This is a genomic window from Mesorhizobium sp. M7A.F.Ca.CA.002.09.1.1 (assembly GCF_003998555.1).
Lineage (GTDB): Bacteria > Pseudomonadota > Alphaproteobacteria > Rhizobiales > Rhizobiaceae > Mesorhizobium > Mesorhizobium ciceri.
This window is the reverse complement of record NZ_RZRR01000076.1, coordinates 1-10,677: the sequence shown is the minus strand read 5'-3', so window position 1 is coordinate 10,677 and position 10,677 is coordinate 1. Positions and strand designations below refer to the sequence as shown.

Annotated in this window: 9 protein-coding genes and 1 tRNA gene; 4 read left to right on the top strand and 6 right to left on the bottom strand. The window is 62.3% G+C overall.

Annotated elements, in window-relative coordinates; all coding sequences use genetic code 11:
• Window positions 1-613 (top strand): substrate binding domain-containing protein (locus EN994_RS05740; RefSeq protein ID WP_127307432.1); only part of this gene is annotated, 613 nt, incomplete at its 5' end.
• An 86-nt stretch (window positions 614-699) separates the two neighbouring features.
• Here the strand turns inward: EN994_RS05740 and EN994_RS05735 are convergent.
• The 4 genes from EN994_RS05735 to EN994_RS05720 form a co-directional block, all read right to left on the bottom strand.
• Window positions 700-1,572, bottom strand: a complete 873-nt coding sequence (locus EN994_RS05735) for a phytanoyl-CoA dioxygenase family protein (protein ID WP_164745819.1) — start codon at window positions 1,570-1,572, stop codon at window positions 700-702.
• A 168-nt stretch (window positions 1,573-1,740) separates the two neighbouring features.
• Window positions 1,741-3,831 (bottom strand): glycosyltransferase family 25 protein, encoded by a 2,091-nt coding sequence (locus EN994_RS05730; RefSeq protein ID WP_013532746.1) that lies wholly within the window; start codon window positions 3,829-3,831, stop codon window positions 1,741-1,743.
• Window positions 3,832-4,052: 221 nt separating this feature from the next.
• A tRNA-Gln gene (locus EN994_RS05725) sits at window positions 4,053-4,127 on the bottom strand.
• A 127-nt stretch (window positions 4,128-4,254) separates the two neighbouring features.
• Window positions 4,255-4,599 carry a VOC family protein gene (locus EN994_RS05720; RefSeq protein ID WP_013532745.1) on the bottom strand — a complete coding sequence of 115 codons (345 nt, stop codon included), beginning with the start codon at window positions 4,597-4,599 and terminating at the stop codon, window positions 4,255-4,257.
• A 222-nt stretch (window positions 4,600-4,821) separates the two neighbouring features.
• Between EN994_RS05720 and ppdK the strand changes: the two genes are divergently transcribed.
• The 3 genes from ppdK (at window position 4,822) to EN994_RS05705 (ending at window position 9,631) form a co-directional block, all read left to right on the top strand.
• Window positions 4,822-7,500: a pyruvate, phosphate dikinase gene (gene ppdK / locus EN994_RS05715; protein ID WP_013532744.1), complete on the top strand. Its 2,679-nt coding sequence runs from the start codon at window positions 4,822-4,824 to the stop codon at window positions 7,498-7,500.
• A gap of 118 nt (window positions 7,501-7,618) precedes the next feature.
• Window positions 7,619-8,722 carry a glycosyltransferase family 9 protein gene (locus tag EN994_RS05710; protein ID WP_013532743.1) on the top strand — a complete coding sequence of 368 codons (1,104 nt, stop codon included), beginning with the start codon at window positions 7,619-7,621 and terminating at the stop codon, window positions 8,720-8,722.
• 168 nt (window positions 8,723-8,890) lie between these two features.
• Complete coding sequence (locus EN994_RS05705; RefSeq protein ID WP_013532742.1) at window positions 8,891-9,631, top strand: polysaccharide deacetylase family protein; 741 nt, start codon at window positions 8,891-8,893, stop codon at window positions 9,629-9,631.
• A 35-nt stretch (window positions 9,632-9,666) separates the two neighbouring features.
• Here the strand turns inward: EN994_RS05705 and EN994_RS05700 are convergent, their stop codons facing one another.
• Window positions 9,667-10,056: a DUF427 domain-containing protein gene (locus EN994_RS05700; protein WP_013532741.1), complete on the bottom strand. Its 390-nt coding sequence runs from the start codon at window positions 10,054-10,056 to the stop codon at window positions 9,667-9,669.
• Window positions 10,057-10,203: 147 nt separating this feature from the next.
• The gene (locus tag EN994_RS05695; RefSeq protein WP_013532740.1) at window positions 10,204-10,560 is read right to left on the bottom strand and encodes a hypothetical protein; all 357 of its coding nucleotides are present in this window, start codon (window positions 10,558-10,560) and stop codon (window positions 10,204-10,206) included.
• Window positions 10,561-10,677: the final 117 nt, after the last annotated feature.

The following is a 10,677-nucleotide window of genomic DNA, read 5'->3' as shown; positions in this document are numbered from 1 at the left end:
TTCCTGCTCCAATGTTCTGGGCCACACGCGCATAACCAAGCTGGTGCCGAAATTCCTCGAAGAGAACCCGCTCACCACGATCGAGTTCGACCTCACCGCGCGTTATGTCGTCGGCATTGTCGAGGAAGGCTACGATGTCGCCATCCGCTTCGGCGGTCAGGCCGATTCCGCCTTGATTGCCCGCCGGCTTGGGGAAGTTCGCAACTATGTCTGCGCCACGCCCGATTATTGGGACACAAACGGCCGCCCGGTCCACCCGGATGAGCTGGCAAGCCATTCCTGCGTGCTGAGCAATTTCGCCAAGCGGCTTGGCACATGGCCTTTCATCGGACCAGACGGCCCTTTCGATGCGGCTGTCGGCGGGCGCATCTCGACCAACAGCGTCGAGGCCGCCTACCAGATGACCACCGCCGGTTTCGGCATCGGCAATCTGCCCAGCCTGCTGGTCGATGCTGCGATCAGCGACGGCCGGTTGGAAGTGCAGCTGGATGAGTTTCGCCCCGGCTCCAGCCCGATCTACGCACTCTATCCGCACCGCACCTATATTGCGGCCAAGGTGCGCGCGTTCGTCGATTTCCTGATCCGCGAACTGTCGGCCGACTTCACCGCCTGAAATGCTGCCCGATTGCCGGCCAACGCCGTCAGGGGCCTGGCGCGAACGCCAGGCCCCTGCTGCCCCCGTCGCCCGACGCGGCAGCGTCATTTCCACCAGGCGGTGGTGTCGTACATCGGTCCCGGCTCCTCGAAGAGCTTTTCGTATTTGCACAGTGCCGGCGTCTTGCCGAGCGGCACCGAAACACCGTCCCTGAACGCCCATTCGCCACGTTGCGTCGTATCCGCCCGCACATAGCTGGACAGTGCAAAGGCGCGGTCGTGCTGTGACCTGTTGGGCGAGGAGCCGTGCACGGTGAGCAGCCCCCATAAAGCAAGATCGCCCGGCTCCAGCACCAGCGGAACGATGGTCGCCGGGTCGATGCCGACCTTGCGCAACTCTTCTTCGGCGGTCAGACCCTTCATCAGCTCGCCGGTTCCCTCGTCCGACAGGCCGAGATAGCCGAGCTTGTGGCTGCCGGGCACGACCTGAAGACAGCCATTGTCCAGCGTCGCCCGATCGACCGCGAGGCCTGTTGTCACGGTGGCGTCGGCGACATTGTCGAAGGCGGCCTGGTTACGGAAGCGCAGATCCTGGTGGAAGCGATAACCCGTGACATTGGCGCCGGGCGGCTTCCAGTGCAGCTGTTGGGCGATCTGTTTTATGTCGCGGCCGATCAGACCCTCGAGCAGCTTCAGATAGTCGGGATTGCGGCGGAACTGCTCGAAATAGGAATTGATCCAGGAAAACCAGTAAGCCTGCAGCACATATCGTTGGCCAAAGTCCGATTCAGGCAGGATCTGGAAATTCAGGTTGCCGTGCCGGAAAGTGGCGTGATGCTTGAGGCCATCGGCATAGACCGCATCGGTTTCCTTCTTCAGCCGGATCATCTCGTCGCCGTCGACGAATTGTCGAACGACCGCATATCCTTCCTCGCGGTACTGCTCCACCGCTTCGCGTGCCTGCCTGTCCGTCAGCATATCCGTGACAACCCCCGTCTGTGATCTGTGTCGATCGTAACAAACGGGTTGCCGGCGATAAGCCGTGGATTTTGGCATCGACTTTCCCGATTATCGGGAAATTGAGCGGGGCCTCAAAGGTGCATTGGCCGCAACCGGCTGATCAGATACGTGCTGCGCCGGCAGGCCCTAAAAATAGGTTCGCGGCGCGACAAGGTTCTTCTGCTGGCGAACATAAAAACAATAGAAGCCGAACGCCGCGGCAAACCACATGAAGGCCTCACCCATGGCCAGCCGGTTGTTGGAATTGGTAAGGATGCTGAGGGCGAAGAAAACCAGTGTGGAGATGTAACAGGACCATGCGGCCGGAGCGACAAGCTTGGCTCGCATGGCCAGCAGAACCTGCCTGGCCGACCAGGTGTAGAGAAAGGCAAAGAACGCCAGTCCGACCACACCATAGCGCACGACAATTTCCAGATAACCATTGTGGAAGACGTTTAAGATCATGGGATGATAGGTTCTGTTCTCCCACTCGGTCAGCCAGCTGGAACTGGCTCCGAAGATCGGGTGGCGTTTCCAGATATCGATCGCATCCGCCCACAGCATCAGCCTTTCCTTGGCTGCAAGCGGAACCGCATCGCTCGCGATGGCGCGGTCGAATGCGGGAAGGACGCCATGCCTGAACACATCCGGAACCAGGGTTTTGACGAAGGTCATGGTGTCGCCGGCGGTGGACGAGAAGATGTTGTGTGTTGCGACAATGCCGGCCGCCACGATCGCCAGCACGCCACCCGAAACCAACAGTTCGCGGCGATGGCCTCTCGCCAGGGTCATGACCGTCAACAGGAGCAGCGCAAGCGCAAGCGCAAGCCACACGCCCTTTGACCGCATCTCGATGATATTGACGACGGCAAGCAGCAGGACGGCTGTCGACAGCGCCCAATAAAGGTTCTTGGTTGCTTTCCCGAGGTCCGTTCTCTGGGCCGTGTAAGCCATGAATTGCAGCGTGCAGAGGAAGATGAAACCGGCCGCCACCGACGCGTGGATGGGATTGTTGAAAAGCCACGGGGCCGGTTGGATATCCTGAAACATGTTCGAACAGGCGGTGTCCGCCGCCAGGAAGACAAGACTGAGGATCATGAACCAGAGGACCAGCCGTGCGGGCTGCCTGACAAACAGCAGAAAGGCGAATCCGGTCGTCGCATAGAACAGCGGAAACATGTAAATGCCTTCGGCGCCACCCAACTGGTGGGTGCCGAAATAGACGATCGCCAGTCGGATGAAGACATAGAGCGACCAGCCCAGACACAGGAAGCCGACCCAACCGATCAGTGGTTTGCTGTAGGTCCACAAATCCACCCTGAACCAGCGGATGACCGCGACCAGGGCCAGCGCCAGGCCCGCATAGCGGTAGGTGTCTGCCTCGCGCCACACCGCGGAAACCATGGCGAGAACGGCGAGTGCCGCAAGCAACAGAAGCAAGGTGTGGCGCGGCGCGTTGTCCTTGGCATAGTCCAGGGTATCTCGCGGCAAAGGGGGCCGCAGCAGGACGTGATGCAGGCGGCGCAGCTCGTCACTGGCCCGCAACACCCCGGCACGTAGCCGGCTCGGCCCCCCCAACCTTGCGGATTTGTAGCTTCCCGAGGGACCGGCTATGCCGGAGATCTCGCTGCTGGCGGCGAAGCCAAGCACGTTTTGGCGGGCCGAATAGACCTTCAGACCGGTATCCCAAAAGCGTTCGAGCGCGACGTCCCATGGCATTTTCATGACGGCGAGCGCCGACAACAGACCCTGCGCGCCCTCCCGCGTCACCAGATAGGCGGCGGCCGAGCCTTGCGGGCCATGCAGCGCACGACCGATCTCGTCGCCTTCCGCCGTCTCGACGGCGCGCATGAAGAAGCTGATGCGATGGTTGATCAGTTTGATGACGTCGAAATCCGGCACCGCCGCGATGACGGCCTCGATGCGCCGCATGGTGTCTTCGCTGAAGAGGACGTCGTCCTCGACGATCAGGCCATGGGCGCTGCCACCGGCCACGAACGTTTCCAGCGCCTGGATATGGCTGCGGTAACAGGCATATTCGCCGGAAAGGATGTCGCGCCCGCTCAGCTTGCGTGCGGCTGGCAGATCGATCTCCGTCCAGGCCTCTTTGGCAAGCGCATGGCCGTCGACGGCGGCAATGCGCTGCAAGGTCAGGCCTGCCGCTTCGGCGCTGGCGAGCAATTCGCTCCAGCGCTGGGTCTCGCGATCGAGGTTGATGGCGAAGATAGGAAGGTTCATTGAAGTTCCATGTTGAGCCGCCACCCACCCGGCCGAACTATGTATGGAAAGAAGGAGATGTTCAAGGCGACACTATCCAGATCATGTGCAAGACCTGAATTTGCCGCGACGGCTTTGGCTCATCTGAATTTATGACACAATCGAACTGTTAGCCGATCGGCTTCATGGAAGATCGCAAAGGTACTCTCGGTCCTAAGTGTCCGGAACGGACCTGAGCGGGATGGCTGGGGCGCCAGGATTCGAACCTGGGAATGTCGGTACCAAAAACCGATGCCTTACCACTTGGCGACGCCCCAATTGCCGTCAGAGTCGCTTGTGCGGCGCGTTATTAGCAGAGCAGCCAAAAAGCACAATGCCCCATGAATGGTGGTGAGAACGCCTGTTTGGGCAGCAAAAGCAACGCCACCAGACGGCACCAGCTGGCTATTCGGACCACACCGCCATCTCGTTGCCGGCCGGATCGGCAAAGTGGAAACGGCGGCCGCCAGGGAACGCGAAGATCGGTTTGACGACCGTGCCGCCGGCGTTTTCGACAGCCTCGAGGGTCGCCTCCAGATCCCTGCTGTACAGCACCGGCAGCGGCTTCGATGGCGCTTCGGCGGCGTCGGCCTGAAAACCCCCGTCCAGGCCTTCGGCAAAGGCCGAATAGGTCGGCCCATAGTCAGTGAACGACCAGGCAAAGGCGGAACTGTAGAAGGCCTTCAGCCGGTCCAGCGTTCCGCCCGTAGCCGGCATTTCCAGATAGTCGAGTTTTCCGGACAGTTTCATAGCCACCTCTTTGTTCACTGTATGTTCTACTCCAGAATCCCCGGCATAGCAAACCTTTTTGCCGCATCCTGAGGCACGGCTTTGCTTAATCGATTGTAGTGGCCGGGCGGCTTTGCCGACGCCTTGCCTTTCGCACTGCAGCATCATATCGCTCCAAGGGCGGACCGGCGGAACTTTCCGTTTCGCCAATCTTTCCAATCTCCTGCAACCGGAGAGCGATGCATGACCAAATGGGTTTTCACCTTTGGCGATGGTGCGGCGGAGGGCCGTGCCAGCGACAAGAATCTCCTGGGCGGCAAAGGCGCCAACCTAGCCGAGATGTGCAGCCTGGGGCTGCCGGTGCCGCCGGGCTTCACCATCACCACGGAGGTCTGCAACGCCTACTACGCCAACGGCCGTATTTATCCGGCCGGGTTGGAAGCCGATGTCGCGGTCGCGCTCGATCACATCGGCCGGCTGACCGGTCGTCGGTTCGGCGACCCGTCGAAACTGCTGCTGGTGTCGGTGCGTTCTGGCGCTCGCGCCTCGATGCCCGGCATGATGGACACCGTCCTCAATCTCGGCCTGAACGACGAGACGGTCGAGGCGCTGGCCGCCGATTCCGGCGATGCGCGCTTTGCCTATGACAGCTACCGCCGCTTCATCCAGATGTATTCCGATGTCGTCATGGGTCTCGACCACGAAGTGTTCGAGGAAATCCTGGAGGACCAGAAGGGCGGGCTCGGGCACGAGCTCGACACCGAACTGACGGCGCTCGAATGGCAGGGCGTCATCGCGCTCTACAAGGCCAAAGTCGAGGAAGAGCTTGGCAGGCCGTTTCCGCAGGATCCGCATGAGCAGCTCTGGGGCGCGATATCAGCCGTGTTCTCGAGCTGGATGAACAACCGCGCCATCACCTATCGCCGCCTGCACGATATTCCCGAAAGCTGGGGCACGGCGGTCAACGTCCAGGCCATGGTGTTCGGCAATATGGGCGAAACCTCGGCCACCGGCGTTGCCTTCACGCGCAACCCATCGACCGGCGAAAAGATGCTCTATGGCGAGTTCCTGGTGAACGCGCAGGGCGAGGACGTCGTTGCCGGCATCCGCACGCCGCAGAACATCACCGAAGCGGCGCGTATCGCAGCAGGCTCGGACAAGCCGTCGCTGCAGAAGCTGATGCCTGACGCGTTCCAGTCCTTCGTCACCATCTCCGATAGTCTGGAGAAGCACTACCGCGACATGCAGGATCTCGAATTCACCATCGAGCGCGGCAAATTGTGGATGCTGCAGACCCGCTCCGGCAAGCGCACTGCTAAGGCGGCGCTGAAAATTGCCGTCGAGATGGCGCGCGACAGGCTCATCACGAAAGAGGAAGCCGTTGCCCGTATCGACCCGGCCTCGCTCGACCAGTTGCTGCATCCCACCATCGACCCCAAGGCCGCGCGCGACGTCATCGGCATCGGACTGCCGGCCTCGCCCGGTGCCGCTACCGGCGAGATCGTCTTTTCCTCAGCTGACGCCGAGGACTTGAAGACACAAGGGCGCAAGGCGATCCTAGTGCGCATCGAGACCAGTCCCGAAGACATCCACGGCATGCATGCGGCGGAAGGCATCCTGACCACGCGCGGCGGCATGACCAGCCACGCCGCGGTGGTGGCGCGCGGCATGGGCAAGCCTTGCGTCTCGGGTGCCGGCTCGCTGCGCGTCGACTATAGGGCCGGCACGCTGCTCTCGATGGGGCAGACCTTCCGCAAAGGCGACATCATCACCATCGATGGCGGCAACGGCCAGGTGCTGAAGGGCGCGGTTGCCATGCTGCAGCCTGAACTGTCAGGCGATTTTGCCGCCATCATGGAATGGGCGGACGCGGTGCGGCGCATGAAGGTGCGCACCAATGCCGAAACACCGCTCGATGCGCGCATGGCGCGCTCCTTCGGCGCCGAAGGCATCGGGCTTTGCCGCACGGAGCACATGTTCTTCGACGGCGACCGCATCGTCGCCATGCGCGAGATGATCCTGGCCGACACCGAAAAGGACCGGCGCGCCGCACTCGCCAAGCTTCTGCCCATGCAGCGCTCGGATTTCCTCGAACTGTTCGAGATCATGGCCGGCCTGCCGGTGACGATCCGACTGCTCGATCCGCCGCTGCACGAATTCCTCCCCAAGACCGAGGCTGAAATCGCCGAGGTCGCCGCCGCCATGAACGTGTCGCCCGACAAGCTCAGGCAGCGCACCGAGGCACTGCACGAGTTCAACCCGATGCTCGGCCATCGTGGCTGCCGCCTGGCCGTCTCCTACCCCGAGATCGCCGAGATGCAGGCACGGGCCATTTTCGAGGCGGCCGTGGAGGCCGGCAGGAAGGCCGGCGCCCTGGTGGTCCCCGAGATCATGGTGCCGCTCGTCGGCCTGGTGAAGGAACTCGACTACGTCAAGGCGCGCATCGATGCGGTTGCCAAGAGCGTCATGGAGGAAACCGGGGTCAAGATCGACTATCTCACTGGCACGATGATCGAGCTTCCCCGCGCCGCCATCCGCGCGCATGTCATTGCAGAATCAGCCGAATTCTTCTCCTTCGGCACCAACGACCTGACCCAGACGACCTTCGGCATCTCGCGCGACGATGCGGCCTCGTTCCTGGAAACCTACCGCCAGAAGGGCATTATCGATCAGGACCCGTTCGTCTCGCTCGACATCGAGGGCGTCGGCGAACTGGTGCGCATGGCCGCGCAAAAGGGCAAGGCGACGCGGCCCGACATCAAGCTCGGCATCTGCGGCGAACATGGCGGCGATCCGGCCTCGATCCGCTTTTGCGAAGAGGTCGGCCTCGACTACGTGTCCTGTTCGCCCTATCGCGTGCCGATCGCCAGGCTGGCGGCAGCGCAGGCAGCGGTGCTGGTTGCGAAAACAGGCCGCGGATAGGATCCATCCAGCTTACCGTTTTGTAAGACAATTCACGCGAACGTGCTGGCCGCGCCGCGTAATCTCGACATTGTTCCTGCCCAATTTGCGGCCATCCGCAAATTGCTCCCGGAAACAGATGCTGCAGATCTCTCCCGCGCCGCTCCGCTCGATCCTGGTCATTCAAACCAAGTTCATAGGAGATCTCGTCCTCGCCTCGGCGCTCGCCAAGAACCTGCGGCTCGAATTCCCCGGCGCCAGCATCGTCTTTCTGTGCGAGGCCCGCTTCGAGAGCTTCGTGATCGCCCATGGTATCGCTTCCGAGGTGGTCGCATTCAGGCGCGACCGCATGCGCGGCACGCCCTTGGAGCGCGGGAAGGAGCTCTACGCCATGGTGCGGGCGTTGCGCCGCTTCCGCTTCGACCTGACCATCGACCTGACCGATTCGAAGACGTCGCGCATCCTCACCGGGCTCGTCCACGCAAAGACCCGTGTCGGATACAATCCCTCCGAAAGACCCTTGCGTATGCTGGAGCGGCAGCCCGCCAACGTCCTTGCCAAGCCCTACGGCTTTGATGGCCAGCATTTCCTGTACCGCTACCTCTCGCCGCTCGAAGCGCTCGGCATTGAACTTCGCACGGTGATTCCGAACCTTCAGCCGCTGCCATTGGAGATGGCGAAAGCATTGGCGCTCCTGGATAAACACCATCTGCGGCCAAATGCCTTCATCGCCGTGCATGCGGGTGCAAGCTTCGAGGGGCGACGTTGGCAGCCGGAGCGGTTTGCAGCAGCGATCGTCGAGATTGCCGGCGAGACCGGCCTGGACGTCGTCCTGGTGGGCGGCCCGGACGAGCGCGAGATCGCCGAACGCATCGTCGCCAGGACCGCGCCGCCGGTCGTCAATCTCGTCGGTGACCTGTCGCTTGAAAGCCTGCTGGCGGTGCTGAAACAGGCCCGGCTGTTTCTCGGCAATGAGAGCGGCCCGATGCACATGGCGGCAGCCACTGGGACCCCGGTTGTCGGGCTGTTCGGTCTGACGGAGCCGTCGCGCTGGGGTCCCGTCGGCGTGCCCAGCATCTCGCTCCAGCCGCCGATGCCTTGCGCCTGCATGGCCGAGGACCTTTGCCGCGCGCCGGATCCCAGCAAGGCATGCTGCGTCTGGGGCCTGGAAGTCAAGCCGGTGGTCGACGCGGTGCGCGAGGTTCTTTCGCGCACCGAAATGCAGCTGGAATGCGTCATCTGAGATCATGGGTCGCATGCACGACTCTCGACGCGGTGGAATGACCCCTTCGCCACAGGCACGGTCACATTGTCGCGTGGAGCGCTTTTCTGCTATGCATCATCCTGATTTCCGCCTTCATGCGGGTCTTTGGGATGCCTGCTTGAAATGACGGGTCAGGAAATCGGTTTGATGCGCCTGCTGCAAAAAAATCTCTGGATGATCGCCATGTCGTTGGCGATGGCATCCGCCGGCCATGCCGCGCCGCTCGTCGAGCCGACGCTGCACATCAGGCCGCAGGCGAGCGGCGCCGGCCGTGTGGCACTCACGCTCGATGCCTGCGGCGGACAGACCGACAGCCGGATCCTTTCGGCGCTGGTGGACAACAAGATCCCCGCCACCATTTTCGTGACCGGCATCTGGCTGAAGCGAAACGCCGCCGCCGTCGAGATCATGCGGGCGCATCCCGATCTGTTCGAACTGGAAAATCACGGCGGTCACCACATCCCGGCGGTCGACACGCCGCGGAAAATCTACGGCATCCGCAGCGCCGGCAGCCCGGATGCGGTGCTGGCCGAGGTCGAATCGGGGGCCGCCGCTCTTGCCGGGACCGGCGAGCCGGCGCCGAAATGGTTTCGTGGCGCAACCGCCGAATACAGCCCGTCGGCAATCGCCATGATCCGCAAGCTTGGCTTCAAGGTCGCGGGATTCTCGATAAACGGCGACGGCGGCTCCTTGCTCGGCGCCAAGGAAACCGCGCGGCGCATCGCGGCGGCCAAGGACGGCGACGTCATTATCTCGCATATCAACCAGCCGACCCATGCGGCAGGCGAAGGCGTGGTGCAGGGGCTGCTGGCGCTCAAGGCCAAGGGCTTGACCTTTGTGCGGCTCGACGATGCCGAGGGCATCGGCAATAACGGCACCACGGAGTGAGTGGCCAGCCGAGCGTATCCCGCTTCGGCGTTGGCTCAGTCCGGTTTGGCTTCGATCGTGACCTTGCTGGCGTAGAATGCGCCGTGGTTGCCGATTTCAGCCATCTCGTCGAAAGGCCGTTCATAGGCCCACATGGCGTTCTGGCCGGTCTCGCCGGCAGGCAGCACGCTCCAATAGCTTGCATCGCCCTTGTAGGGGCAATGGGTCGAGTGGTCGGTGCGGCCAAGCTTGCCGAAATCGATGTCGGCGAACGGAATGTAGAAGGCCGCCGGATAGGGAGCTTCGGTCAGCACCTTGGCCTTCGCTGTTGAAGCGATGACCACGTCTCCGGCGCGCACGGTAACGGTGCCGGCATAGGGCTCGATGGTGATGATTTTGTCCGGGTTGCGTTGGAAACCGGGTGCGGGGTTGGCGATCTGATCCATGCGGCGGCTCTCCTTGCGTCGACTTTGAGATGTGTCGCGCAAACGCATTGTTCAAGGCCTGCCGTCGCCATGCAACACGCAAACACCTGCCCAGGCCGGCACTGCCGGATCGCGCCTCCGAATATCCTCGATACTTGTCGTCAGCTGTCAGGCAGCGGCCTTGAACACGTCCATGAGACCCGCATAGGCGGCAGCAATACCGGCGACCGGGTTGCTGCTTCTCGATACGGTCTCGACCTTCAGGGAACCACCGCCGGTCGGCAAGGTGAGCAGCAGGAACTGGCGGTTTCCGCCATCGCCGACTGACGCGGCTGCGACGTGCTGGTCCTCGCCCTGGTTCTGGACGCACATCTTGAACAGCAACGTGCCGCCGACCGCTTCCAGCGCGCCGCCGACAACTTCAACAAATTCATCTTCGGAAACAGTCTTTGTGTCCGGCACCAGATCGGCCAGACTTTCGGCAAGCGTACTCTCGAGAGCCTTGTCGTCGAGCTGCGCGTCCATGCGAACCTCTTTCAGTCGCCAATCGCACCCCTTTGCCCGTTAACGAAGCTTAACGCCGACGATGGCCGGATTGTGGCGGTTGTTTCCCATGCAGTGCTCGGGCGGGTTTGCGGGTGG

Bases quoted from the DNA above. Each gene is read 5' to 3' on its own strand.
- EN994_RS05735 (WP_164745819.1), bottom strand. From the start codon at position 1,572: ATGCTGACGGACAGGCAGGCACGCGAAGCGGTGGAGCAGTACCGCGAG.
- EN994_RS05730 (WP_013532746.1), bottom strand. From the start codon at position 3,831: ATGAACCTTCCTATCTTCGCCATCAACCTCGATCGCGAGACCCAGCGC.
- EN994_RS05720 (WP_013532745.1), bottom strand. From the start codon at position 4,599: ATGAAACTGTCCGGAAAACTCGACTATCTGGAAATGCCGGCTACGGGC.
- ppdK (WP_013532744.1), top strand. From the start codon at position 4,822: ATGACCAAATGGGTTTTCACCTTTGGCGATGGTGCGGCGGAGGGCCGT.
- EN994_RS05710 (WP_013532743.1), top strand. From the start codon at position 7,619: ATGCTGCAGATCTCTCCCGCGCCGCTCCGCTCGATCCTGGTCATTCAA.
- EN994_RS05705 (WP_013532742.1), top strand. From the start codon at position 8,891: ATGCGCCTGCTGCAAAAAAATCTCTGGATGATCGCCATGTCGTTGGCG.
- EN994_RS05700 (WP_013532741.1), bottom strand. From the start codon at position 10,056: ATGGATCAGATCGCCAACCCCGCACCCGGTTTCCAACGCAACCCGGAC.
- EN994_RS05695 (WP_013532740.1), bottom strand. From the start codon at position 10,560: ATGGACGCGCAGCTCGACGACAAGGCTCTCGAGAGTACGCTTGCCGAA.